The 22,373-nt window shown below is 63.1% G+C and carries 26 protein-coding genes and 1 pseudogene; 8 read left to right on the top strand and 19 right to left on the bottom strand.

Features of this window, described 5'->3' with window-relative positions:
• Positions 1–198: 198 nt before the first annotated feature.
• The 5 genes from ISN38_RS19760 (at position 199) to ISN38_RS19740 (ending at position 3,230) form a co-directional block, all read left to right on the top strand.
• Positions 199–651, top strand: a complete 453-nt coding sequence (locus tag ISN38_RS19760; RefSeq protein ID WP_206712249.1) for a hypothetical protein — start codon at positions 199–201, stop codon at positions 649–651.
• A complete protein-coding gene (locus ISN38_RS19755) occupies positions 648–1,373 on the top strand; it encodes a hypothetical protein (protein ID WP_206712248.1) in 726 nt (241 codons plus the stop codon). The genes ISN38_RS19760 and ISN38_RS19755 overlap by 4 nt, the downstream gene beginning before the upstream one ends.
• A gap of 213 nt (positions 1,374–1,586) precedes the next feature.
• Positions 1,587–1,967, top strand: coding sequence for a hypothetical protein (locus ISN38_RS19750; RefSeq protein ID WP_206712247.1), 381 nt, complete (start codon positions 1,587–1,589; stop codon positions 1,965–1,967).
• A gap of 434 nt (positions 1,968–2,401) precedes the next feature.
• Entirely contained in the window at positions 2,402–2,662 is a 261-nt protein-coding gene (locus ISN38_RS19745; protein WP_206712246.1) for a hypothetical protein, read from the top strand.
• 94 nt (positions 2,663–2,756) lie between these two features.
• Positions 2,757–3,230: a hypothetical protein gene (locus ISN38_RS19740; RefSeq protein WP_206712245.1), complete on the top strand. Its 474-nt coding sequence runs from the start codon at positions 2,757–2,759 to the stop codon at positions 3,228–3,230.
• A 32-nt stretch (positions 3,231–3,262) separates the two neighbouring features.
• On the opposite strand, the gene ISN38_RS19735 is transcribed toward ISN38_RS19740, so the two are convergent.
• The 18 genes from ISN38_RS19735 to ISN38_RS19650 form a co-directional block, all read right to left on the bottom strand.
• The gene (locus tag ISN38_RS19735; RefSeq protein ID WP_241754008.1) at positions 3,263–3,625 is read right to left on the bottom strand and encodes a DNA adenine methylase; all 363 of its coding nucleotides are present in this window, start codon (positions 3,623–3,625) and stop codon (positions 3,263–3,265) included.
• Between the two features lie 112 nt (positions 3,626–3,737).
• The gene (locus ISN38_RS19730) at positions 3,738–5,009 is read right to left on the bottom strand and encodes a hypothetical protein (protein ID WP_206712244.1); all 1,272 of its coding nucleotides are present in this window, start codon (positions 5,007–5,009) and stop codon (positions 3,738–3,740) included.
• A 19-nt stretch (positions 5,010–5,028) separates the two neighbouring features.
• Positions 5,029–5,349: a hypothetical protein gene (locus ISN38_RS19725; RefSeq protein WP_206712243.1), complete on the bottom strand. Its 321-nt coding sequence runs from the start codon at positions 5,347–5,349 to the stop codon at positions 5,029–5,031.
• A 15-nt stretch (positions 5,350–5,364) separates the two neighbouring features.
• Positions 5,365–6,000 (bottom strand): TraX family protein, encoded by a 636-nt coding sequence (locus tag ISN38_RS19720; protein WP_241754010.1) that lies wholly within the window; start codon positions 5,998–6,000, stop codon positions 5,365–5,367.
• Positions 6,001–6,076: 76 nt separating this feature from the next.
• Positions 6,077–6,733 (bottom strand): transglycosylase SLT domain-containing protein, encoded by a 657-nt coding sequence (locus ISN38_RS19715; RefSeq protein WP_206712242.1) that lies wholly within the window; start codon positions 6,731–6,733, stop codon positions 6,077–6,079.
• Between the two features lie 13 nt (positions 6,734–6,746).
• The gene (locus ISN38_RS19710; protein WP_206712241.1) at positions 6,747–7,331 is read right to left on the bottom strand and encodes a TrbM/KikA/MpfK family conjugal transfer protein; all 585 of its coding nucleotides are present in this window, start codon (positions 7,329–7,331) and stop codon (positions 6,747–6,749) included.
• Between the two features lie 25 nt (positions 7,332–7,356).
• A complete protein-coding gene (trbL, locus tag ISN38_RS19705) occupies positions 7,357–9,210 on the bottom strand; it encodes a P-type conjugative transfer protein TrbL (protein ID WP_206712240.1) in 1,854 nt (617 codons plus the stop codon).
• A 10-nt stretch (positions 9,211–9,220) separates the two neighbouring features.
• Positions 9,221–9,448 (bottom strand): entry exclusion lipoprotein TrbK, encoded by a 228-nt coding sequence (trbK, locus tag ISN38_RS19700; RefSeq protein WP_058358142.1) that lies wholly within the window; start codon positions 9,446–9,448, stop codon positions 9,221–9,223.
• Positions 9,449–9,457: 9 nt separating this feature from the next.
• Complete coding sequence (trbJ, locus tag ISN38_RS19695; protein WP_058358143.1) at positions 9,458–10,222, bottom strand: P-type conjugative transfer protein TrbJ; 765 nt, start codon at positions 10,220–10,222, stop codon at positions 9,458–9,460.
• A gap of 17 nt (positions 10,223–10,239) precedes the next feature.
• Positions 10,240–11,658 (bottom strand): TrbI/VirB10 family protein, encoded by a 1,419-nt coding sequence (locus ISN38_RS19690; RefSeq protein WP_206712239.1) that lies wholly within the window; start codon positions 11,656–11,658, stop codon positions 10,240–10,242.
• Positions 11,659–11,662: 4 nt separating this feature from the next.
• Complete coding sequence (locus ISN38_RS19685; RefSeq protein WP_206712238.1) at positions 11,663–12,130, bottom strand: conjugal transfer protein TrbH; 468 nt, start codon at positions 12,128–12,130, stop codon at positions 11,663–11,665.
• Positions 12,131–12,132: 2 nt separating this feature from the next.
• Entirely contained in the window at positions 12,133–13,032 is a 900-nt protein-coding gene (gene trbG, locus ISN38_RS19680) for a P-type conjugative transfer protein TrbG (RefSeq protein WP_206712258.1), read from the bottom strand.
• 17 nt (positions 13,033–13,049) lie between these two features.
• Positions 13,050–13,832 carry a conjugal transfer protein TrbF gene (locus tag ISN38_RS19675; protein WP_058358172.1) on the bottom strand — a complete coding sequence of 261 codons (783 nt, stop codon included), beginning with the start codon at positions 13,830–13,832 and terminating at the stop codon, positions 13,050–13,052.
• A gap of 2 nt (positions 13,833–13,834) precedes the next feature.
• The gene (locus ISN38_RS19670; protein ID WP_206712257.1) at positions 13,835–16,393 is read right to left on the bottom strand and encodes a VirB4 family type IV secretion/conjugal transfer ATPase; all 2,559 of its coding nucleotides are present in this window, start codon (positions 16,391–16,393) and stop codon (positions 13,835–13,837) included.
• The gene (locus ISN38_RS19665) at positions 16,390–16,701 is read right to left on the bottom strand and encodes a conjugal transfer protein TrbD (protein WP_046833105.1); all 312 of its coding nucleotides are present in this window, start codon (positions 16,699–16,701) and stop codon (positions 16,390–16,392) included. The genes ISN38_RS19670 and ISN38_RS19665 overlap by 4 nt, the downstream gene beginning before the upstream one ends.
• Before the next feature lie 3 nt (positions 16,702–16,704).
• Positions 16,705–17,136 carry an IncP-type conjugal transfer pilin TrbC gene (trbC, locus tag ISN38_RS19660; protein WP_058358149.1) on the bottom strand — a complete coding sequence of 144 codons (432 nt, stop codon included), beginning with the start codon at positions 17,134–17,136 and terminating at the stop codon, positions 16,705–16,707.
• Positions 17,137–17,152: 16 nt separating this feature from the next.
• Positions 17,153–18,115, bottom strand: a complete 963-nt coding sequence (gene trbB / locus ISN38_RS19655) for a P-type conjugative transfer ATPase TrbB (RefSeq protein ID WP_206712256.1) — start codon at positions 18,113–18,115, stop codon at positions 17,153–17,155.
• A gap of 185 nt (positions 18,116–18,300) precedes the next feature.
• A complete protein-coding gene (locus ISN38_RS19650; protein WP_058358151.1) occupies positions 18,301–18,660 on the bottom strand; it encodes a transcriptional regulator in 360 nt (119 codons plus the stop codon).
• Between the two features lie 108 nt (positions 18,661–18,768).
• Here ISN38_RS19650 and ISN38_RS19645 point away from each other — a divergent pair, with 108 nt between their 5' ends.
• Together ISN38_RS19645 and trfA are read left to right on the top strand one after the other, a co-directional pair.
• The gene (locus ISN38_RS19645) at positions 18,769–19,107 is read left to right on the top strand and encodes a single-stranded DNA-binding protein (protein WP_058358152.1); all 339 of its coding nucleotides are present in this window, start codon (positions 18,769–18,771) and stop codon (positions 19,105–19,107) included.
• 47 nt (positions 19,108–19,154) lie between these two features.
• Positions 19,155–20,378 carry a plasmid replication initiator TrfA gene (gene trfA / locus ISN38_RS19640; protein WP_206712255.1) on the top strand — a complete coding sequence of 408 codons (1,224 nt, stop codon included), beginning with the start codon at positions 19,155–19,157 and terminating at the stop codon, positions 20,376–20,378.
• A gap of 1,314 nt (positions 20,379–21,692) precedes the next feature.
• Here the strand turns inward: trfA and ISN38_RS20545 are convergent.
• A pseudogene (locus tag ISN38_RS20545) lies at positions 21,693–21,821 on the bottom strand (type II toxin-antitoxin system mRNA interferase toxin, RelE/StbE family); the annotation flags it as partial.
• Between the two features lie 117 nt (positions 21,822–21,938).
• Between ISN38_RS20545 and ISN38_RS19630 the strand changes: the two are divergent.
• Positions 21,939–22,367, top strand: coding sequence for an antirestriction protein (locus ISN38_RS19630; RefSeq protein ID WP_058358154.1), 429 nt, complete (start codon positions 21,939–21,941; stop codon positions 22,365–22,367).
• The last annotated feature ends 6 nt before the right edge of the window (positions 22,368–22,373 follow it).

The following is a 22,373-nucleotide window of genomic DNA, read 5'->3' as shown; positions in this document are numbered from 1 at the left end:
ATGTGAATAATGTAACGCCTGCGTTACGCCTGCGCAACTGCCGCAAGATGTGCGGTTCATAGTCCCGCCACGGTGGCGCGCACCAAGTCGCATTGCGTGGAATTGGCCGTTATGTGCGGATACGTCCTCGCGTCGATAGAGCTTGCAACGCGGCCTTGAATGATCGAACATCAAACATCAATGTTTGATAGGTCGATCATGACATCGCCCATTTCCATCACCACCTTGGCCGCCCTCGCCAGTGCCGGCGTGCTGCGCACCGTGCAGCTGGTCGGCCAGGTCGGCGGCTACACCGTGATGGTGCGGGTTGGCCAAACCGAAAAGCAACTGACCGGCCAGCGTGGCGAGCCACGCGTGTTTGCCTCGCTCGACACCGCCGCCACCCAGCTGCTGGCGCTCGGGGTGACGGTGTTCGAGGTGTTGCCGGCCAACTACGTGCGCGCGCCCAAGGTCTACCGACGCGGCCGCCCGGCCGCGTTGAAGGCGTTGGCCAAGCTCCAGCGCGAGGGCAAACCCGCCAAGCCGGCCAAGAAGTCGGCCGGCGCGGCGACGGTGGTCACCAAGATACTGCCCAGCGATCGGGCGCAGCTGAAATTGCCCGGCCTGCCGCGTACACGCAAGACCGCCCGCACCGCTGGTGCCGGCGCATGAGCGCCACCGTCCCGGTGGAAGGCATGACATGGGATCTAGGAGCCTTGCGCGAGGACGTCAGGGCGGCGTTTGGCCCCGACCAGCGGCGACTTGTAGCGCAGAGCATCCAGTCCGTGAGTGACCGGCGCAGGTTCAGTGCCTATCACTACCAGGAGGCCATGCGGATCATTGCCGCCAAAGTGGACGGCCGGCCTGGCGATGAACTGTTGCCGATCATGATGGGAGTCGATGACAACGACACAGGCTCATTTGAAGATGCCAGGTTTATTGCTTATGCCAACATCGTTGCCTGCATGCATAGCATGCGCTCGGTGGCGGATAACTTGGTGCACCTAGTCTATTACGCCACCGGAATGAATCGCGATGCGGCGACCTGCATCAAGAAAGAGCGGTACATTACGTGGGAGACTGTCCGTAAAAAGCTGATCCCAGCTGCCGTTAAAGCGGAGTTGGATGCGCTACATGAGCATGCCGATTTCAAGTACCTCTGTGCGCTCGACAACCATTGCAAACACCGCAGCATCGTCGATATTGTCTATGCGATCAGCATCACCGATGACACGCACGGCATGCGCATCAAAGCCTTCACCCATGACGGGATCGATCACGCTCACCAGTGGGTCAGACCGTTTCTAAAATCCGAATATCAACGTCAGGAAGCGGTGATCTTGCGAGCGGGCAATCATCTAAACGGCTACGTGGCGCAATGCCGCAAGGACTGACGCCGTGCCACGCTTTTTTTGCTACGCACTGGGGCGTGTGGGTGATCGATGGGAATGGCAAGCCGGCCAGTCCAGACCCGCTGTTTGTCATTGGCGCCGACCAATAACAAACCCTCGCGTGGCGTCGAGACGTACGCGCGACCGCCGCCGGGCGCAGCTAAAATTGCCCGGCCTGCCGCGTACCCGCAAAGCCGCCCGCCTCTCCACTAGCGCATGAGCATTGGCTACGACATGACAGCCAACCCACACGACGGAAACGAGAAATCTATGGGCCTACGCGAGCTTGGCATCTACACCAACCCGGACGGAAAGGAGCTTTGGCTGAATGTCTTGCCGAAGATCGAGGGCAAACATCCGACCACTGACGACGGCCAGCGAACCCGTTGGCTGCGCATCGATACGATCACCGAGGTGATGGCAGAGCTTGCGATCGACAGCGCCGTCATAGACGAGCGCCAGTACATGATGACGGTTGTTGCTGACGGGAAGGCGTTTCATCCAACAATCAAGCTGCTGGACGGCAACGAGGCCGGCATGGCCGAGTTCACTCTCATCGACATGATCGGCCGTGCGCTTATGGTGCTAAAACGCTAGGGCGTGCCGCATCAGCGCCGTGGGTCTGATCCAACCCAGGCGGGGGAGTGGCCGCGCACCTCCCTCACCACCTAGCAGGCCCGGCCGAATGAGGACCCCGCAGAGGAAAAACGGTCATCGTGGGGAGTGGTCGTGTTGATGCCGGCAGATATAGGGCAGGCCGACCAGGCTGGGGGCCTAGGCGTCCACGGCGCGGGTGATGCGTGAAGCGTATCCGTAGGGGCGTTGCCCCTACACGACCGGCGCTGGTGTGTGGGCCGATTGAGCCGACGAACATGTAGTTGCGCTGTCTACGAATCACACCAAAAACAAATAGACACCATGGTAATACCTTGGTATTATAAGCCCATCGCAGCAGCACGCTGCACCGACCGGGAGGCACCCGGACCCAGCCACGGACCCGCACGATGGGACCGGGCAAGAAGGAGAAGATCATGAGCAACGCCATCTATTTCACCCGCGAAGCCCAGGGCAAGTGGATCCCCTGCAATGCGGCCACGCTGGGCGCAGCCAAGCGTGCTTCTGTGCGTGCCCAGATGTTCCAGGGCACGGATGCATGGGTCGGCAAGGCGACTGGCGATGTGATCGAGCCGGTGGCTGTCAAGCGTGCCGCCCGACTCGATGTGAGCGTCAGCGGCAAATGGGTCGCACTGGACCCGGCAAACTGCAGCGTCGGCGACTTCGGCCGCATCTGACCCCGCTCCGCGCGCCTGCACAGTCGGGGCGCGCTCCACCTTTGAACACCTACGTCGCCGGCCGGGCCGGCGGTATTCAAGAAAAGGAATTGTCATGGCAGAACGATTCACCATCTACGCCGGCGAACCCATCGCCAGCGTCCTGGCGGGCTACGAGGACAACCGCAGCGGTCGACTCAACCAGGTCGCGGCCAACTACCGGCTGTTGATCGAGGCTTTGGTGCCGGTCTTCAGCGCGGCGCAGTGGCAGGCATTGGTCGACGTGCTGGGTGGGCATGCGCCGGGAGACGAAAACGGCCTGCGCTTCGCCTGGGCCGCTGTGGCGGACAGCGCCGCGGATGGCATCGCCGAGAAATGGCACGTGGATGTCGAGGCGCTGGCGCTACAGGTGCGCGCCCTGAGTCTGCCTCAGCTCATCGCGCTGCGAGAGGTCATCGCCCGTTATCGCAACAGTGAGGATGGTAGCGGAGGCGCTGATGATCTCCTGCAGCGCTGTGGTGCGAAGATCGCCCCCAGCAATACCGCGAGCACCCAAAAAGAACATGAACATGACTATGAAGAAAATTAGCGTTGTTGCAATAGCGATGTTGGCGGGTGCCGTTATCTATGGAGGCTGCCGTCTTTTTCTTGGAATCGATCAATGGATCGCCAATGCTCTTGGATCGGGAACATCGGCGGGGGTAGCGTTCGCCTTGAGTCAGGCGTGAGGCCGGTGAAGGCGTGGCCTTCGAGCCAGGCCACCGCGTCGCCGCAATGCAGCTCCAGGCCGTCCAAGCCTAGCTGCTGCCACGCCTGGATCACTTCCCGGTCAATGTCGATGCCGATGCTGCGCACGGCCGGACGCTTGCGCTCAAGGATGTTCCCGCCGCCAAGATGCGATTCGATGTAGATGTCGTGGGGCGGAATGTTGTTGATGATCGTCTGATAGACGCCGGCACCGCCCTTGCCGCCGGGGTATCGCATGGGCCTTATTCCTTGGAGTAAATCGGGGCTTGGCCAGCATCGTCAGAAATGGCGATGCTGTCAAGGAGATGGCCGGCAGCACCGCCAGAAATGGCGATGTTGGATCGCCTCGCTACAGCCAGTCCTTCATCCACTGCTGTAGGCGCGTCAGCTTCTTGGGCGCGGGCTTCGGTAGCTTGCACGGGGCCGAGGCCCGAAGCTGATCCGCCCACCTGAAAAGATCGGCGGTCGAGGCTGGCAATGCGGCATTCTCCGCATGGTTGATCCAGCACATCGTCGCGTGTGTGGTGTCCAGGTGCGCATCAGCGCGTTTGCGCCGAAGGCTGGCAACCAAATCGCCGGCGTCGGCCGGCGCGGTCAACTTCCAATAGCCAACCGCGAAGGTATCGGCCACTGCCTCGCGCCATAGTTGCGTTGCCTGGGTAGTGCTGGCATCCAAGAAGCCTTGGATGTCCTGCACATTCGTCGCATCCATCGGCGCAAGCGAGCGCGTGCCGATGATGTGCTGTCCGAAGGCGGGCATGTCGCGCGAACCGTCAAGGCAGTGTGCGAACTCGTGCATCATGACGCCCTGCACCCATCGGCCCCTGTCCACGTGGCCGACCGGCTCGAAGCCGCGCAGCACGTTCGCTCGGTGCATGCTCAATTGGCAGTAACCGGGCCGCAGGGCCATCGAGGCCACTGAGGCGTTGGGCAAATTCACCGTGGTGGACGCCCAGCTCTGATAGGCGTCGCCTAGCACGACCTCAAGGCCGTACTGCTCCCTAGCGAGCTTCCGCAACAGAGGGAAACCTTGCGGATCGGCGACAAACGCGGCCCGGTCGGCGTTGAACTGTTGGATGGACACGTGCTGGATGACCAGGCCGACCAGCAGCGGAATGAGATAGGTCAACACCGGGACCATCAGCGCGCATGTGCCGATCACGAAGGACCGTTCCCAACGCTTTTGCCGTGGATCATTGCGACGGTCTAGCCACGGGCGTGTGCTCGCCCAAAGCCCGCCGGCGACGGCGGTCAACACAACGAGCGTGGCAAGCATCGTCATGTCGCTAGCGAGCGCCCTGCATGTCACTGCTACGGCGGCGACAAGAGCAATCCAGGCTATCGGAAGCAGGAACTCCCGCCATCCTGGATTGCTGCCCAAGCATCGCGCCAGGCTCGCGCGGCAAGCGTCCGCTGCTTCGTGCGTGATCGCGCCGGCGGCGGTCAGGCCATGCACGTAGGCGTCTGCATCCACTTTCCAACCGGTGTCCTTCCTGAGCGCTCGCCGGTGTAGTGCTTCAAGCCAACCCGATGCGGCGGGTGCGGCTTGTTGGAGTTGGTCGAACAGAGCAGCAACGCTGTCGCTGTGTGAGTATTTTGGCTTGCCCTGTGGCTTGGTCATCGGCCGCTGCCTCACCGGCTCAGTAGGTCGGCACGTAGACGACTTGGCGGGCCGACAAGGCACGGCGCAGGGCCAGGGCTTCATCGGCCGCGCTGGGGCGTAGCGTGCTGGTGCGGCCGCTGACGTAGATGATCGCGGCACCCGTCGCCTCGGCCAGCAGCGCGGCCGTGGACGCATCAGGCCGAAACGTGGTGCTGCTATCAGGAAAGGGCACTGAAACGGCAGTCAAGACCGGCTCGCCGTAGTTCGCGGCCGCCATGCCGGTAGCGCCGGCGGCCATCGCGCCAGGTGCGATGGCAAGTGACGCAAGGGAGTGGGTCAAGAAAAGGGATTTGCGCATGGTGCGGACTCCAAATCAGAAGAACAGGTAGCCGGCCTTGCTCATGGGGATGCGGATCAACCACAGAGCGGCCAGGTGCAGTGGGTAATAGGCGTAGAAGGCCCAGCCCAGGCGCGGCATGGGCAGATCGACGCGAGAAGCGACTAGGAGCAGCGGCAGCGCGGCCAGTGCCCACAGGTTTCGATTGATGAGCCACAGCGCCGCGCAGGCCAGCAGCGCGACGGCTGCGGCGGCCCAGGTGGGTCGCCTGCGGTACGACCACACGGCCAGGCCGAAGGCCACGGCTGGCCACCAGTATTCGACCAAGCCACCGCCGACCAGGAACACGATGCCGGCGGCTGCTAGGTGCAGCTTGCCGCCACGTTCGACCAGGTAGGCCGTGGCCGTGACGACCAGCAACGTGAACATCACGTTGAGTGGCCACCAACCGGCGTACAGGCCGCCGAGGGCCACGAAGGGCACCGAGGCAAGCGCGCCGAACACAGCCAGGCGCGACATGGTGCGGCCGTACACGCCGCGTTCGAGCGTGCCTGGTCGCGCCAGGTTGTAGGCCAGGACAAACACGAAAAGAGGGAGCGCCACGCGGCCGGCCTCGAACAGCACCGGCAGCGTCGCGTTGAACAGGTACTTGTTGATGTGATCGCCGGTCATGAGAGCCAGCGCGAGCCACTTCAAGCCTTCGACTGTGCCATCGGCGACGGCCAAGCGGGGTAGCGTCGGCGTGGCGTCAGCGCGCAGTGTCTGCACCCTGATCCTCCTGGTCGTTGAGGCGGAATGACACCGTGCGGGGCACGTAGCCGGCGACCGCAACGCTGCGGGCTGCTGCGGCCGCCGGGGCGGCCTGTTGCGGTGCAGGTGCCGGCCTAGTCGCCGGCGTGGCCTGCTGGGCCACCGTGGCCGGCGCGGGCTGGCTCGGCACCGAGGGCGTGGCCCCGGCCTTCATCACGTCGAGCGTGACGAACCGGGCTTCGAGCCAATCGGCCCACTTCGACGCCTTGCGCATCAAGTCGGCCCGGTACACCGCGTTGTACTGCGGCGTGCGCGAGTGGTAATTCGCTGCCTTTGTCCAAAGGTCGCCCTTGTCGTTGCGAATGTGCATCCGCAGCCGCCAGGCGGCCAGGTCGAACGAGTAGCAGCCGGCGGCCGCCACATCGTTCGCCATGATGCCGTACCGGGCCAGGTCGCCCAGGTACGCGGTGTTGAACTGCATCGGGCCAACGTCATGCGTGCCATTCGAGTTGCGCACCCACTGGCCCGGCTTGCCGCCCTCTTTCTCGGCGACGGCCAACACGATGTTGACCGGCACCTCGTACTTGACGGCGGCCGAGATCGAGCAGACTACGCGCTCCTGGAGCTGCGGCGGCAGATCGGCGAAGAACGGCATGCCCTCCCCTCCCTCAGTTCAGCCAGGACTGACGGCGGCGCTCTTCGTCCTCGCGCCGGATGCGTTCGTTGTACTCGGCCAGGGCGCGGTCATAGTCGCGCGCTTCGACCCAATACCCGCCCCGCTCTGGCGTCCCGACGTAGAGCGGCAGCGTGCCGCTGTTGGTGAAGTCGGTGTAGGCATGGCCGGTGTAGGCAGCGCAGAAATCGGGCATCTGGTTGCTGATGTACGTGCGACCGTCATCGCCACCCATCCAAACCAGCATGGTCGAGTTCAGCGATTGCGCATCGCAGCGGCCGGCACCTTGCGAGATCGCCGACACGAGCGACTGCATCTGCGGTGTCTGGTTGGCGACCGGGCAGAGCTGGAGGAAGTTCGCGCGGGCGCGGATCGTGTCCGAGAGCTTGCGCTTCGTGATGTTGAAGTACCGCGACAGCGACGGCGTGCATTCGCTCGGGCGTGTGCCCGACGACAGGCACAAGACGGCCTCGCAGGCCAAGCGCGTGTCGCCGGTCAGCACGTCTTGCGCGCTGGCGGTGCCGGCTGTCGATCCGAGAGCCGCCACGAGGGCGGCCAGGGTGAACAGTTTGTTTTTCATGGATGGCTCCTTCTTGGTTAAGGCTTCACGCCTTCTTGCTGACGAAACTTGCGACTTCGGCCTTCCGCTCCTGCTGTCGCTCCTGCACATACGAAACGTAGTCCTCTACTCCGAACGTGTTGCTTGTGCTTCTTGCCTGCCACTGCGCATGCGACTCGCGCGCCTGCTCCTGGTCGGACTCGGACAGCGACGCGAACCCTCCTGTCTGGTTCATCCAGCCGCTATCGCTTCCAGCATCACCACCGCCTGCATCACCGCTCAGGCTGTTGCCGGCGAACTCGGCAGAGGCGTCGCCGGCTGTGCCAGCGTCCGAGGCCCCGCCGGTGCCCCTGATCGCCGCTGCGATCTTTCCGCCGGTGGTGTCAGCGATCCGTCCGGCTGCGGCTTCGCTCAGGCTTGCCGCCTTGGCCTTGGCAACGCCGGCGGTGCCCTTCGCCAGATTCGCGCCGGCGTCGGCCGCAATGCGGCCGGCCGTGCCGAGGGCAGATGCGGCCGATGCGAGTAGGCCGGGGCCGGTGCTGCCTGGCGCGGCCTGCTGCCCCTGCCCTGCCCCGCCGGGCTTGGGTTCGTTCTTGGCGGCCTTGTCGGCACTGCTGCCGCCGGTGTTGGCCGTCGAGCTGCTGCCCTGGCCGCCGGCGTCGGCCTTGCCGCCGCCCTTGTCGCCACCCTTCGAGTTGCCCGAGTTGCTGCCGGCCGATGTGCTGCCGCCACCCGACGACGATCCGCTGCCGGAGCTACCGCTAAAGCCCGCAGCCTGCGCGAAGGGCGTGCCGCCCGTGCCGGCGTCGCCGCCACCCGAACCGCCGCCGGAGCTGCCGCCGCCAGAGAAGGCCGACATCACGTCCGTGCCTGCCGACACGTTTTCATTGGCCTTCGAGAAAGCCGCCATGACGGCAGAGGCACCGCCGGCGGCCGAGGCTGCGCCGGCGGCCAGAGCTGCGCCGCCAGTTGCGGCCGCTGCTGCCGCCATGCCTGCGGCACCCAGCGCAGCGCCTGCACCGAACTGACCGATGCCGGCACCGCCCACGCTCGCGCCGGTGATGATCCCCGTGATGAGGTTGGGGATCTTGTTGGTCAACGCCAAAAGGATGATGACCACGATCAGCATCACGCCTAGCTCCTTGAGGCTGATGCCCTCGCTCATCCGCGAGTAGTAGTCGTCCAAGAACGTCTTGCCGATGCCGATCAACAGCACCATGGCGAACAGTTGTGCTGCCACGCCAAGAACTACTTTGTAGTAGTTGATCGCCATATCCGAAGTCCACCGTGATCCCCCAAATCCGAGGAAGAACACGCCGCCATAAGCCAGTATCCAGCCCGAGATCAGCAGCAAAAGCATGTTCACGCTGACCAGCGCGAGGACGACCAGGATGACCGCTGCAATGAAGTTTCCCACGGCGCTATCGACCGGCGACCACACGGATGACTGATCGACCACCTTGTCGAAGATCGCAAAGCCCACGTCCACGATGCCCGAGGGAGACAGAGCATTGCCCAGGCCAGTCGCGTTGCCGGCAAGCTGCCGCAGCGATGAATAGATGGACGAGGCGAAGTTAGGCCCGTTGGTCAGCGCCCACCAGAAGAAGCCGGTAAAGATCGTGAATCGCACGAGTTCTGCAAAGAACTCGCCAATGTCGGCCTTTCTTAGCGCCATCATGCCGAACGTCCAGACCATCGAAATCAACGTCAATGTCCAGAACAGCCAGCTTGCAGCAGTGGTAATCACGCCGGCCCAGGCACTGGCAGCAGCCTGGTAGCGCTCCAGCACACTATCGAACACGCCAGCGTTGTTGATAGCCGCGTGGGCATCGACCGCGAAGAACGCCAGCCAGACGAACAGCGGCAGGGCGAGGACTTTTAGATTGGCTGGCATTCTCATTGTCAGCACCTCACCATTCGCGCTTCGGGCTGGGTTTGAAATCTCCAATACGACGCAAGCACTGCGACGAGAAAGACTGCTGGACGCCCTTGTCCGTGATCTTGGCGATATTCTCGGGCTTGCAGTTCACGTCGTTCACTTCCGGCATGGTGACCGTGGCCGGCTTGTTGTCGCAGCCGGTGACCAAGGCCGCCACGAGGGCGGCCGAAGCCAAGGACAGAGCCTTGATTGCTTTCATGAGTCCCCCTTACCAGCTACGCGCCGGGCTGGCCCGGTAGCTGCCCTGACGCAGTTGTGCGGCCGCTGCCGCTTGCTGGGATTCCTTATCGGCGTCGGCTTGCATCTTGGTCGCCACCGCGTTCTGCTGCGCGATCAACAGGCCGCGAATCTGCAAGAGCTGGTTGGCCTGCTGGCTGGCGAGTTGGTTGGCGTAGCCGATGGCCTGCATCTGCCCGGTCGCGCCCTGCGCCGAGGACTGGAGCCGCTGCAACGTCGCGGCATCGGCGGTCAGGTTGTCTTGTTGTTTTTCGAGGCCCTTGAACAAGGCATCGTTGGCCTTCTTCTGTGACTCGCTGGCGAGCTGCTGCACGTTCTTCATTGCCGCCCATTCGGCGGCTGAGCAGCCGGCAGCCGAGAAGCACGGCGACCCCTTGTAGTAGTTCACGTCCTGGAACTTGCCGATGTAGCTGTCCAGGCTGCCGAGCTGGTTCTTGTAGTAGTTCAGCGTGTTGGTCGCATTCATCAGCCCGTTGATGGTTGATTGCGCCTGATCCCAGATATACGCAGTCGGAGCCATCGTGTTCTGAAGCTGGGTTTGATACTGCTGGAGCTGGGTGCTGTATTGCTCAATCTGCTTTAGTGTTTGGCTTACCGACTCGATCGCAGTCATCACGTTCTGCGACAGGTTTGTGCCGTCGATGACGGGGATACCAGCTTCCACAGGCGTGACCATCAGCGTGCTCGAAACAGCAACGACGAGGGCCAATTTAGCGGCTAAAAACTTCTGCTTCATGGTGCTCTCCTTTGGCGTTAGTAGTCGAAGGAACGGTACGGCTTGGAAAACGTCATGTCCTTCGTAACCACGACGTTGAAGCGATAGCCAGGCCGGATTTCCAGCGTTGGCGAAATGCTTAGGTTCTTGGCGATGAGCTGGGCTGTCACCTGGCCGAGCTGCTGGCCGAGGGCTTCGCTTAGGGCACTGCTGGCGCTCGGCGGGCCGTAGGCGTTGGTCGTCTGGTTCTGGCGCTGGCTGTAAGTGATGCCTGCCGCCACGCCCGACATGAGGAAGGCCGAACCGAACAGGCGCACATAGTGGTTGTTCACCTGATCCTTTAAGCCGGCGTAGCCTGCACTATCCCCGCCTGGCATCGCGCCAATGTCCATCGCCTTGCCATCGGGGAACACGATGCGTTGCCATGCGACCAGCACGCGCGATTGACCGAAAGCCACATCGCTCGAATACGAGCCGACGAGCCGCGAGCCTTGCGGAATCAACAGGTACTTGCCGATCGGTGTGTCGTACACGTCCTGCGCGACCTGGGCCATGATTTGGCCCGGCAGATCGGAGTTGATGCCCGATATGAGCGTGGCCGGCACCACGAAGCCGGCGCGCAGCTCGAACGGCGTGCGCGGCGCGTCCGGCTGCGAATCCAGCTTCCAGCGATCACCCTGCCCGCCCTGGCCGAACTGCGACATGCTGTTGCGCCCGCCGCTGCCGGTCGAGGTTTGCAAGAGCTGCGGCGCACCGCCCGCGCCCATGCCGGCGGCGGGGTCCGCACCGCTTCCGCCGACACCCATGCCGCGAATCTGCGCAAGGCGCGCTTGATAAGCGGCGGTCGGATCGTTGCTGCGCTGGGCGTCGATTTGCTGTTGCACCGCTGCGATGCGGTTAAGCATTTCATCGCGCGACTGTGGCGTGGTGGTGTAAGTGCTCGGGGCACCCGGCGTGGAGCCGTTGCTTCGCGGGGCATCCACGCGAACGGTGGTCTTCGCCTTCACGGCTTCGTCAAACATCTGCAACTTCGCCATGCGGATGCGCTGGGCCTCGTCATCGTTCACCGGTTGGCCGGGATTGCCGGGATTTGCCGGAGGTGCCGGCGGCGCGTCAGGGTTCGACGGCCGCGCGATCTCCAACGGAGCCGACGCCGGTTTGGTCGGCATGTCAGGCACATTGAGCGGGCTTGCCGGCTCGATCAAGCCGCCGGTCTTGTCGCCCGCGATCTCCTTGGCGAACATCGACGTGTTGCCGGCCTTCTCCTTCGGGCCGTCCGCCGGCGCGTTCTGCTTGGCCGCGCGATCCGCCGCGACCAAGGCCATGACCAGCACGAACGCCAGCAGGACGCTGCCGAGGATGTACATGGGCATGTTGTTGACGCGACGGACGCCGGCCTTCTTGGACACTTCGCCAGGCGAAGCGTCGGGTGCCATCTGATCAGCTTTCTCTGTCATGGCGTCACTCCTTGCGCGCCCAGTACCCGGCCGGCACGAGCGTGCCGTTTTGCGCCAAGTAAGGGCGGGTGATGGATTGATTGCCGACCATCAAGGTCAGGCGGTACAGGTTCGAGTCGCCAGCCTGGTCGAGCACGTAGCGCAGCGGCAGGCCGCCCGGCGCGGCCGTGGTTGCCGATGCGCTCGGCTGCGATGCCGCCGAGGCCGATGTGTACTCCAGGAGGGCATAGCCCTTGTCACGCAGCGACTTGACGAGAGCCTGGCCGAACGGATCGGGCGTCGGCTGTTGCAGCTCCAGGTGCGTACGCGCAGGGGCGTACAGCGTGGCGAGCTGCTGCACCGCGTCGGTGGCGAGCTTCTGCTGATCGAGCTCGGCCGACTGGACGAAATTGCCGTAGTGGCTTGAAGTGGTTGCGCAGCCGTCGAGGCCCAGGGCCAGGGCGAGCAGCGCGAGAGAGACGATCTTGCGCATGGTCACTTCCTCCGGCTGATGGTCACGCGGTCTTGGCTGCTGCCAACACCGGCAATCAGGATCGCGCGGTCAAACACCGTGTCCACGATGTAGCGATTGCCCTGCACGCGGTAATTGACCATCACCGTTTCGTCGTCGCTGAACAGTCCGCCCTCTTTGCGCACGACCAGGAGCGTCGGCGCTTCGGTCTGCTGCATCGTGCCGGGCATTTCGATGATGGTCTTGCGGCCATCGTTGTAGACGCGCACAGGCTTCCAGCTCGCCGACCCGGACAGCTCATAGTCGAACGAGAGATCGCCCAGGTACTCGCCGGTTGCCGGCAGAGTGTTATCGGTGCGTTCCTGCTTCTCGCGGCGCTGGATCGCGTCCCACTTGGCTTGCGCTTCCTCGGGGTACGTGAACGAGACTTGCGGCATGTACTCGGTGCGATGAGAACGCAGTCGGAAGTGGTAGCTGCGGCGGTTCGTGGTCACGACCAGGCTGGTTTCGAGGCCCACGTCCATCGGCTTGATGATGAGGTGCTGAACCTCGGTCGCGCCGCTGCCGGTGATTGCCGGTTCCACCGTCCACCGGGCCGTGTCGCCCAGGTTGATCGAGTTCACCTGTTCGCCGGCCTGCAAGGCCACGTCGCACACCTGGAGCACCGCGCAAACGATGCTCGGCTGCTGCGCGCCGTACACGAACTTGATGGCACCGCCCGAGCCGGCCACCGGCTTGATGCCGGTGGCCGACCCCACTTCCCACCGCTTGGCGATGGCGAGCGCCGCGCGCTCTTGAGCGGTCAGCGTCGGGTTGGTCTTGTTGAAATACTTGTCGGCAATGTCGTCGCCGGAGGCGGCCAGAGCCAGGGAGGGCACCGCCACAGCAGCGCTCACGATCAAAGCGGAGAGGGTTTTCTTCATGGTGGATGACCTCGAATTCATTGGATGAGGGACCAGGAGTAATCACGCACGTAGATGCTCAACGGGTTGTTCCGCAGTTGCTCATCGGTGGTGTTGGGCGTGACCTCGGCGATGTAGGTAGTCACGAGCGCGCGCCAGGTGACGGGTTGACCTTTCAGCGTGCCTTGCCGGTCGCGGGTGGTTTCCACCCACTCGACTTGCCAGGTGTCAGGCGTTTGCGGGATGACGGTCTTGATCTCGACGCTGACCATTTCCTTCTCGGCGCGTTTGAAGGGGCTGGAATCGGGCGTGCCGTTCAACCACTCGTTCATCTTTGGCGTCGCCGGATCATTGGGGGCGAGCATCGAGTACGCTTTGAACACGCACTTGCGCTGCAAGGCCACATCGGGCGACACCATGCGCGCGCAGCTCATCCAGTCCGCGATAGCGGCATGGATGACCCGCCGATCCGCCTTCGCTGCGGCCTGCACCGGGCCTGAGGCCACGGTCTGGCCCAACTTGTCCACTTCGACCAAGAAGGGTATGAACTTCGACTGGCTGCCGATGTGGATCACGCCGCCCACGCTGGCCAGCGCGATCAACAACGACAGGATGCCGATCACTTGCCAGGTCTGACGCTGGGACACGACGCCGCCAACGTGATCGTTCCAGGTGCGGCGTGCGGCCAGGTAGGGGTTCTCGGCCTCGCATGCACGGCGGCCGCCGGCAAGCGGCTTGTTCGAGTGGCGCGGGTCGCGCGGCTCTTCGGGATTGGCGGGCTTCTTGACGATCAAGCCCTTGATGATGTCGGCGATGTTGATGCTCATGCGGCCTCCAGGTAGTCATTGAGGTTCAGCCCACGGCCAGCCAGCCACTCATGCAACCATTCGTGGCCGAACTTGGCTTCGAGGCTCTTGATGGCGGCGACTGATTCCTTGTCGGAAGCACCGACGAAGGCCAGGGCCATCGGCCCCAGGGCAAGGTCATAGAGACGGCGGCCGTTCTCCGAAACGTAGTAGTACTGACGCTTCGGAATGGCAGTCGCCAGGATTTCGATCTGACGCGCGTTGAGGCCCATGCGGCGATAGAGCGCCGATGTGTCCTCATCCCTGGCGTATATGTTGGGCAGGAAAATCTTTGTCGCGGTCGATTCCACGATCACGTCCAAGATGCCCGAGTTGGCCGCGTCGGAGAGGCTTTGCGTCGCCATCAGCACCAGGCAGTTGGCCTTGCGCAGCACCTTGAGCCATTCCCTGATCTTGGCGCGGAACGCCGGGTGGCCCAGCATCAGCCAGGCTTCGTCCAGAATGATGACGGCGGGCTGGCCTTTCAGTGCGCGCTCGATGCGGCGGAACAGGTAGAGCAGCACCGGCAACGCGAACTTCTCGCCCAGATTCATCAGCTCTTCGATCTCGAACACCGTGAAGTCGGACAGCGACAGACCGTCCTCTTCGGCATCGAGCAAGTGGCCCATCGCGCCGTCCACCGTGTACTGCTTGATGGCCTCGCGGATCGCCTCGTCCTGGATCGTCACCGAGAACTCTGAGAGCGTGCGCGCGCCGCTGGCGTGCATGCTCATGATCGCGTTGCCGATCTCGTTGCGCTGCGCTGGCGTGGTGTTGACACCGTTCAACGCCAGGATGGTGTCGATCCACTCCATCGCCCAGGCCCGATCTCCCTTCGTTTCGAGGAACTGGAGCGGGCAGAAGGCCAGGCGGTCATCATCGGCGGCCACCGTGAAGTGCAGGCCGCTCTTGCCCTTCGTGGCCGCGCGGATGCCAGCCGCGAGCGGGTACATCGACATGCCCTTGTCGAAGGCGTAGATCGACATGCCTGCGTAGCGACGGAGCTGCGCGGCGATGATGCCCAGGTGCGTCGATTTGCCCGCGCCGGTCGGGCCGAACATGAAGGTGTGGCCCAGGTCGCGCACGTGCAGATTCAGCCGGAAGGGCGTAGCGCCATGCGTAACGCAGTGCATGAGCGCTGGCGCGAGTGGCGGATACATTGGGCAAGGTGCGGTCGCGCTGCCTGTCCAGATGGTGCTGGTCGGCAGCAGGTCGGCCAGGTTCATCGTGTTGATGAGCGGCCGGCGCACGTTCTCGACGCCGTGGCCGGGCAAGCTGCCCAGGTACGCATCGAGCGTGTTGATCGTCTCGATGCGGGCCGCAAAGGCCAGGCGGTTGACGGTCTTCTCGACCAGGAGCGCGGAGGCCGCCAGGCGCTCCCGATCCTCGTCCATCAGCACGACCACGCTGGTGTAGTAGCCGGCCGCCACCAAGCCGCTGTTGACCTCGGCAATGGCCGCCTCGGCGTCGCCGACCATTGCGGCCGCGTCCTGGTTGATCGAGCCGGTATTCGTGGCGAACACCTGGTCGAAGAAGCCGCGAATCTTCTGCTTCCATTTCTTGCGGAACTTGTCCAGGTGCTTCAAGGACTCGTGCTGATCCATGAAGATGAAGCGGCTCGACCAACGGTACTCGCTGGGCAGCTCGGCCAGGGCCGAGAGCACCCCAGGCGTTGACTCCAAGGGGAAGCCTTCGATGGCGACCACCTGGATGAACTTGCGCCCGATCTTGGGCACAACGCCACCCCACAGCTCTTGCCCGCCGACGACCGCATCCAGGTACATCGGATTGCTGGGCAGCATGACCGGGTGATGGAGGCCCGTCACGCAGAACTGCAACCAGCTCAGGAAGTCATCGTGCGTGACTTCCCTGCCCTCTTCCGACACGACCTTTTGGCCGCGCAGGCGCGTCAGCTTGACCGCCGAGGACAGGCGCGAATCCAGGCTCGTGATCTCGCGCTTGAACTGCGTAATCAGGCCCGTGGTGCGCGCCGTATGGTCGGGAGCCACCGCATCGTCATCGAACATGAGTTCGACAAACTTGCGCTGGGCCAGCACTGGCGGGAACCACGTGACGGTCAGGACAAAGTAGCCCTCAAACATCGCGCCCAGGCCCTCGAACAAGCGCCGGCGTTCTTCGTCAATGGCGAGAGAAACGGAGTCCGGGAACGATGACACGCCCCGCTCCGAGTAGTTCGGCGCAGGCCGACGCACAGCATCGACATGCACCATCCAGCCGTTCCCCAGGCCCGCCAGGGCCTGGTTGATGCGGAACGACACCATTTCCCGCTGTTCCTCGGTGCTGCTGGCGTTGTCATCCCCCTTGTACAGCCAGGCGGCCATAAAGGAGCCGTTCTTGCCCACGATCACGCCGTCATCGACCACGGCGGCGTAATTGAGCAAATCTGCCAAGCCGGCATCCTTTGCGCGATGCTTCTTGAGTTTCAGCTCTGCATCGACGGCCCGGATGCGGGCAAAGAGGATGAGCAACAGAACCGCACCGAGCACAGCAATGGCAATTGCGATTGCTTCGATCATTTGTATTGCTTCCCTTGACTCGGCGTGTTTTCACGGAAGGGCGTGCTGCGAGCCGGGTAGTACGGCTTGTATCGGCGGTGCCGCAGATACACGTGTCGCAGCTTCGGATCGGCCTTCGCCATGAGGCGCAGCGCGAAGAGCGCGCCGAACCACAAGGCGATGCCGAACACCGTTGCCCTCACTTCTTGGGCGCTGAAAATCAGCGCGCCGGCCAGCAGGCCCGAGAACATCACCAGCTCACGATCCCCGCCCATGAACAGGTTTTCTCGGTTGCCGGCCCTACGAATGGGGATCGCGCGCAGAGCCATGACTTACCCCGCGAGGCCGGCGGCACCCGCCGCATTCACGGCAGCGACCTTGGCCTGGTGCAACGCGCCATTGGTCAGGGCGGCGATTTCCGCGCCACGGCCGAAGAACGTGCTCATCATGTTCTGCGCGCCGACCAGCAGGGCCATGACCAGGACGATGAAGATCAACGTGCGGAAGAAGCCGTTGAGTTCGCCGCCTAAGATCAGGACGCCGCCGGCGACCACGATGCCGATGATCGACAGCGTGAAGGCCACCGGGCCGGTGACGGAGTTGCGAAGGTTGGTCAGCCACTCCTCATACGGCAGAGAGCCGCCAGTGCCCTCGGAGGCGAATGCGTGCTGGGGGGCCAGCAGGAAGAACGCCAGGAGGGCGAAGAGGCCCATGTAGAACAGGGCGTTGCGGTTGGGGCGGAATGCTGGGAGGGTTGCTTGCATTGGTCGTGACTCCTAGTCAGAGGGTTTTGGTGATGTATTGGCCGTTGGCGAAACCGGAAACCTCCAAGATTTCCTGGATGCGCCGCGAGCCTTCGACGCGGGCGATATGAACAACCACGTGAACCGCCTCGCCGATAAGCGGTTCAATGGGTTTCGGGGAATCGGGGTGCATGCTGATGAGCATGGCGAGCCGATGCAATCCAGCTTTGGCGTTATTTGCGTGCAGCGTTGCAGCACCTCCCTCATGTCCGGTGTTCCAGGCCATCAACAAATCAAGGGCTTCGGGGCCGCGCACCTCGCCGACCAGGATTCGGTCTGGGCGCATGCGGAGGGTGGTTTTCAGCAGCGCTGTCATGTTCACGTCGATGCTGGTGTGGTACTGGACGTAATTCGCGGCGGCGCATTGGATTTCGCCGGTGTCCTCAATGATGAAAACCCGCTCGGTCGGGTCTTGAATCACCATCTCATTGATGATCGCGTTCACCAGCGTGGTCTTGCCCGAGCCGGTGCCGCCGATCACAAGGATGTTCCGGTGCGCGCGCACTGCTGCAATCAATGCCTCGCGCTGCTGCGCGGTCATGATTCCCCGCTCGACGTACTGATCGAGCGTGAAGATGGCGACAGCCTTTTTACGAATGGCGAAGGTCGGTGCGGGCACAACCGGCGGTAGCTGACCGGCGAAGCGACTGCCATCAAGTGGCAGCTCGCCTTCGAGGATTGGCTTGGAGCGCGTGACTTCCTTGCCGTGATAGCCCGCGATGGTTTCGATGATGGCTTGGGCCTGCGCGACGCGCAGCGTGCCGATGCACGTCATCGGCTCGCCCAAACGTTCGAGCCAGAGCTTGCCGTCCGCGTTGAGCATGATCTCAACGGTCTTCGGGTCATTGAGGTGGGCCAGCAGCTCAGGCCCCATGTCGCGTTCGAGCTTCTTCTTCGCGCGCTCTTTGATGCTATTGGGTTCTGTTTTTTGATCGGTCATTCGTATGCCTGTATGCCGGTAAGTGTCCAAGCATTCTACACAGGATAAACGATATACCGAAGAATATTCGACCACAACACCGAAGTACGCGGGACACTTCCAGCGGGCTTTAGCGGCTAAAAAGTGTTGGCTTCTGCTGGCGCAGTTTCTTGCCGCGTCCCTTCCCTGTCTCTTCTCTTGGCGACCTACCTCCGGAGTTTCTTGCGGGCGGCTTCACCCCATTTCTTGACGATGAACGCTTGATGCGACGGTAGCACCGCGGTCACTCGCTCGAAACCGGCCGGGAGGCTCTGCGGAGCCTTGCCGCCGGCCAGGGCATCGAGTGTGTCCTTGTCCAAGTCGGTTGATTCAAGCAGAAGGGGCAACGGCGCATCAAGGGCCTTGGCAATGTCCTGCATAACCTTGAGAGACGGATTTGCCTTGCCCGTAGTGAGATCGGACAGGAAGGAGATCGAAACCCCCGACCTGTCCGATAGCTCCTTTTTTGTCATGTGGCGCTCATCAAGCAGCCGGAGCACATTCGTGAAGAGGATGTAGTTATACAAAGGCGTCGCCTTGCGCGTGGGTGGCTCGAATTTTAGCCGCTAAAGTTCTTGACCTTGGAATTAGGTTTAGCTAAACTACAGACTCCATCACAGCCAGGAGAGCTAGGCATGAGCCACAACCAATTCCAGTTTATCGGCAATCTTACCCGTGATGCCGATGTTCGCCATAGCGAAAACAGCGCCCGCGCCGTTTTCGACCTAGCTGTAAACCGTGTGTGGCGCGACCGCGCTGGCGAGAAAAAAGAGCAGACCGACTTCTTCCGCATCAAGTCGTTTGCTGGCCTGGCCGAGAACGCGGGCAAGTACCTTGGCAAAGGCTCCAAGGTGTTCGTCCAGGGCCGCATCGAGCCGACCAAATTCGAGAAGGACGGCAAGACCGAGTACGGCCACGACTTCATCGCCGACGTGATCGAGTACCTGGACACCAAGGAACCCGGCAGCAAATGAAAAACGCGCCCTGCCCAAGCCGGGGGTTATCCTAGGAGGACTAAGATATGCCGGACAGTTTCGACGAGCAGGGCTATCGCCGCAAGCTCATCGACGGCGGGTTAAGTGGGGCCGACGCGACGGCGCTTGCCCGCCGCTACGCGGCCGAGCGCGCCCATGCCGGCAACAGCGGCGGCAGCGCGTTCCGCGCCGCCGCTGGGCTTTTCGAGTTGCTGGACGGGCCAGCAGCACCGGAGCTGCCGCAACCGCCGCCCAGCGCGGCCGTGGCGCGCTCCGAGCGGATGGCGGCAGAGTCGGCCGAGCTTGCGCGGACTATGGGCCTTACGCCGGAGCCGAGAACCGTGGTCAACGCTTTGGCCGAGAAAGTCAGCGGCGTGAGCGCCGAACGGAGAACGCAACAGATGGCGACCAAGAAAACGATCGCGAAGCCAGCCAGCGCCGGCGGCGAGCTGGCCGAGCAGGTCAGCCAGGCCAAGCAGGCCGCCTTGCTCAAGCACACGAAGCAGCAGATCAAGGACATGCAGCTTTCCTTGTTCGACCTCGCGCCGTGGCCCGACCACATGCGCGCGATGCCCAACGACTTCGGCCGGTCGGCGATCTTCACGACCAGGAACAAGAAGGTGCCCCGCGCCGCCTTGCAGCGCGAGGCGATCTACCACATTAGCAAGGACGTGGAGATCACCTTTACCGGCGTCGAGCTGCGGGCCGACAGCGACGAGCTGGTGTTTGCTCAGGTGCTCGAATACGCGAAGCGCACGCCGCTGGGCGAGCCGGTCACGTTCACCTTCTACGAGATTTGCCAGGACTTGGGCTGGTCGATCAATGGCCGCTACTACAAGCAGGCCGAGGACTGCCTTTCGCGGCTGCAAGCATCCGCGATGCAGTTCTCGTCCCAGCGGCTGGGCCGCCTTGAATCCGTGTCGCTGATCCGGCGCTTCCGCATCCTGGATCGCGGCAGGCGCACGTCGCGCTGCCAGGTCGAGATCGACACCGAAATGGTGGTGCTGTTCGCCGGCGACCACTACACGAAATTCGTGTGGGAGAAGTACCGCAAACTGTCGCCCACCGCCCGGCGGATGTTCGACTACTTTGCCACCCACAAGGAGCCGTACCCGCTCAAGCTGGAGACGTTCCGGCTCATGTGTGGCTCGGATTCCACCCGCGCAAAGAAGTGGCGCGAGCAGGTTGGCGAAGCGTGCGACGAGCTGCGCGAAAACGGCCTGGTGGAAAGCGCATGGGTCAATGATGACCTGGTGCATTGCAAGCGATGAACGCCGCCCTGTCCCTGGAGAGCCGCCCGAGATCGTGGTCGCGCGCACGTAGAGCTGCAGCATCGTCATTTCCGGCGAGGCTGGCCACGGTCGACCATCGCCGCCTTTGACGATGCACGGATGCCCCATCGCCAGTTCCGACGATGACGGCCGACGCCGGCGCTGGATCTCGCATCGCCGCTTCTGACGATGAGGCGCACCCTTTGACACTTGAGGGGCCAAGCTGCGGGGGATTCTCCCGGCCTGGGGCCGTGAGAACCGGCTATGTCGTGCTGCGCATCGAGCCAGGCGGCAGAGCCGCCCGTCTCGCCCCTGGCGGGCTTCCAGCGCCTTCCCGACGCTCACCGGGCCGATGGCCTTCGCTGCTGGGCTTTGCGGCCCTGGCGGGCCTTCCTGGCCCGTTTCTGGGGCCTGGCCTGCCCCACCGGCGCGGCCGTTGTGGACAGTTTCGGGACAAGTCGGCCGATTCCGGCCGGCGCAGCCCTGGCGTTGACACTTGAGGGGCAGCGAGGCCGGCGCGATGCTGACATTTGGGGGGCCGCGACCGATTTTGGCCTGGTCGAGCCGTCCACGCGGCCGCAAAGGTGGCCTAAGTTCCTGATCGGCATGGACTTATCCACAAAGATTGTGGATAACCCTGTTAGGAACCCTGCCCCGCTATTGACACTTGAGGGGCAGCGTATTGACACATGAGGGGCGCGGTTCTTGACACTTGAGGGGCAGCGTATTGACACATGGGGGGCTTATCCATTGACACTTGAGGGGCGAACCCTTTGCATTTTTCCTTGGAGTGACAACAACTTACGCGCGTTTTTCGGCCATGCTAACCAAGTCTTTAACCGTTTTTATAACCATTTCTTATAAACCTTGGTATTTAACCTAGAAGCTGGCGAAAAAAACGGCAATACGGCCCAAGCTGTCGCGCAGCATGACAAGCCGCCGAAGGGGGGAAACCCCCCTTCTCGATCCCACCCGGCCGCAAGCGGCCTCCCATCCCCCCAGGGGCTGCGCCCCTCGGCCGCAAGCGGCCTCACCCCACGAATGGAGCGCCTTCGGCGCTACGGCTTAGGCGAGCCAGGCGCAAGCGCCAGGCGAAAGGCAATAAGTTCGAGAGCTTGCGAGGGGGCAAAGCCCCCTCACACTCCCCAACCAGGCCGCCGCGGTTCCACCGACTGCGCGATCCTCAAGCATCGCGACAACTCCACCGCAGCGGGTTTTACGCCAAAGAAGGGGGTCGGCCAGCTCGGGCGATGGCGCGGAAAGCGCCCCTCAAGTGTCAAAGAAACGTGAGACGCGGGGCAAGGCCCGCGTCGATCACAAGCCGAGTTCGGAGTGAGAGCCGATGCGGACCAGGCGCAGCGTGTCGGCGTCGGGCTTCTGGTAGATCAGCACCAGGTCGGGCTTGACGTGGCAATCCCGGTGATCTTTCCAGTCAAGGGAAAGGACAAGGTTTAGCGGCTAAAAAGTTTAGCTAAAGAGCTTGACGATTAGGACATTTTGCCCTAATATAGCTCTTGAAGGCCGGGCATTTCGCCCAGGTCAACTACCGGAGAAAGTCCGATGAACACCCAAGAACAGCCCGTTACCGCTTCCCTGGTCGCCGAAGCCCAGCGCCTCGACTTCCTGCCTACTTACTTCGGCCCGCGCCTGATGATGCGCGGCGAGGCCCTGGCCTATGGCTGGCTGCGCCGGCTCTGCGAACGCTACAACGGCGCGTATTGGCACTACTACACCCTGTCGGATGGCGGTTTCTACATGGCCCCCAACCTGGCGCACCGCCTGGAAATCGAGGTGGACGGCAACGGCTTCCGGGGCGAGTTGTCGGCAGACGCCGCCGGCATTGTCGCAACCCTGTTCACGCTGGGTCAGCTCGCGGCCGAGACCGCTGGAACGGATGCGGCCGACGCCCTGATCGACCGTTATCACTCACTGGCCGCTTTCGCGTGCAGCCACCCCGAGGCGGCCGCGATCTACCGGGCTATTGACTGATGAGGG

Origin of the sequence: Xanthomonas translucens pv. undulosa (assembly GCF_017301775.1) — a bacterium.
Lineage (GTDB): Bacteria > Pseudomonadota > Gammaproteobacteria > Xanthomonadales > Xanthomonadaceae > Xanthomonas_A > Xanthomonas_A translucens.
Note: the sequence above shows the minus strand (reverse complement) of the source record. Positions and strands in the feature narration are given on the sequence as shown.

Coding starts and splice junctions, on each gene's coding strand:
- ISN38_RS19760 (WP_206712249.1), top strand. CDS start 199: ATGACATCGCCCATTTCCATCACCACCTTGGCCGCCCTCGCCAGTGCC.
- ISN38_RS19755 (WP_206712248.1), top strand. CDS start 648: ATGAGCGCCACCGTCCCGGTGGAAGGCATGACATGGGATCTAGGAGCC.
- ISN38_RS19750 (WP_206712247.1), top strand. CDS start 1,587: ATGAGCATTGGCTACGACATGACAGCCAACCCACACGACGGAAACGAG.
- ISN38_RS19745 (WP_206712246.1), top strand. CDS start 2,402: ATGAGCAACGCCATCTATTTCACCCGCGAAGCCCAGGGCAAGTGGATC.
- ISN38_RS19740 (WP_206712245.1), top strand. CDS start 2,757: ATGGCAGAACGATTCACCATCTACGCCGGCGAACCCATCGCCAGCGTC.
- ISN38_RS19735 (WP_241754008.1), bottom strand. CDS start 3,625: ATGCGATACCCCGGCGGCAAGGGCGGTGCCGGCGTCTATCAGACGATC.
- ISN38_RS19730 (WP_206712244.1), bottom strand. CDS start 5,009: ATGACCAAGCCACAGGGCAAGCCAAAATACTCACACAGCGACAGCGTT.
- ISN38_RS19725 (WP_206712243.1), bottom strand. CDS start 5,349: ATGCGCAAATCCCTTTTCTTGACCCACTCCCTTGCGTCACTTGCCATC.
- ISN38_RS19720 (WP_241754010.1), bottom strand. CDS start 6,000: ATGACCGGCGATCACATCAACAAGTACCTGTTCAACGCGACGCTGCCG.
- ISN38_RS19715 (WP_206712242.1), bottom strand. CDS start 6,733: ATGCCGTTCTTCGCCGATCTGCCGCCGCAGCTCCAGGAGCGCGTAGTC.
- ISN38_RS19710 (WP_206712241.1), bottom strand. CDS start 7,331: ATGAAAAACAAACTGTTCACCCTGGCCGCCCTCGTGGCGGCTCTCGGA.
- trbL (WP_206712240.1), bottom strand. CDS start 9,210: ATGAGAATGCCAGCCAATCTAAAAGTCCTCGCCCTGCCGCTGTTCGTC.
- trbK (WP_058358142.1), bottom strand. CDS start 9,448: ATGAAAGCAATCAAGGCTCTGTCCTTGGCTTCGGCCGCCCTCGTGGCG.
- trbJ (WP_058358143.1), bottom strand. CDS start 10,222: ATGAAGCAGAAGTTTTTAGCCGCTAAATTGGCCCTCGTCGTTGCTGTT.
- ISN38_RS19690 (WP_206712239.1), bottom strand. CDS start 11,658: ATGACAGAGAAAGCTGATCAGATGGCACCCGACGCTTCGCCTGGCGAA.
- ISN38_RS19685 (WP_206712238.1), bottom strand. CDS start 12,130: ATGCGCAAGATCGTCTCTCTCGCGCTGCTCGCCCTGGCCCTGGGCCTC.
- trbG (WP_206712258.1), bottom strand. CDS start 13,032: ATGAAGAAAACCCTCTCCGCTTTGATCGTGAGCGCTGCTGTGGCGGTG.
- ISN38_RS19670 (WP_206712257.1), bottom strand. CDS start 16,393: ATGATCGAAGCAATCGCAATTGCCATTGCTGTGCTCGGTGCGGTTCTG.
- ISN38_RS19665 (WP_046833105.1), bottom strand. CDS start 16,701: ATGGCTCTGCGCGCGATCCCCATTCGTAGGGCCGGCAACCGAGAAAAC.
- trbC (WP_058358149.1), bottom strand. CDS start 17,136: ATGCAAGCAACCCTCCCAGCATTCCGCCCCAACCGCAACGCCCTGTTC.
- trbB (WP_206712256.1), bottom strand. CDS start 18,115: ATGACCGATCAAAAAACAGAACCCAATAGCATCAAAGAGCGCGCGAAG.
- ISN38_RS19645 (WP_058358152.1), top strand. CDS start 18,769: ATGAGCCACAACCAATTCCAGTTTATCGGCAATCTTACCCGTGATGCC.
- trfA (WP_206712255.1), top strand. CDS start 19,155: ATGCCGGACAGTTTCGACGAGCAGGGCTATCGCCGCAAGCTCATCGAC.
- ISN38_RS19630 (WP_058358154.1), top strand. CDS start 21,939: ATGAACACCCAAGAACAGCCCGTTACCGCTTCCCTGGTCGCCGAAGCC.